This window comes from Fulvivirga aurantia (assembly GCF_009711475.1).
GTDB lineage: Bacteria > Bacteroidota > Bacteroidia > Cytophagales > Cyclobacteriaceae > Fulvivirga > Fulvivirga aurantia.
The window spans coordinates 1-454 of record NZ_SMMD01000092.1; the positions used below are offsets into that span (position 1 = coordinate 1).

Annotated in this window: 1 protein-coding gene; it reads left to right on the forward strand. The window is 33.7% G+C overall.

Annotated elements, in window-relative coordinates; genetic code table 11:
• Window positions 1-97: 97 nt before the first annotated feature.
• A partial coding sequence (locus E1176_RS00175; protein ID WP_185152458.1) for an L-threonylcarbamoyladenylate synthase occupies window positions 98-454 on the forward strand: 357 nt, incomplete at its 3' end.

The window sequence follows — 454 nt, forward strand, 5'->3', positions numbered from 1 at the left end:
TAGCAACAAAAATAAGAATATAACCCACAAAGTTAACCAACGAATCATTATCACAAACAGCGATATTTGATTCAGGATTTTTTAAATTGGTACACATATGGAAGCCGAGTTTATAAAACTATATGCAGACAACCCCGATCGTAAGAAAGTTGAGCACATTGTAGACGTGCTTAGAGATGGTGGTGTGATCATTTACCCGACAGATACTATTTATGGTATAGGCTGTGATTTATTTAACAGAAAGGCCATTGATAAAGTATGTCGTATCAAAGGCATCAAGCCAAAAAACCTTAATCTTTCATTTATTTGCTATGACCTGAGCCACATTTCTGAATATGTAAAGAGAATTGATACACCTACGTTTAAGGTTTTAAAAAAAGCACTTCCAGGGCCATTCACTTTTATTTTAGAATCAAATAGCAACGTCCCGAAGATTTTAAATACCAATAAAAAA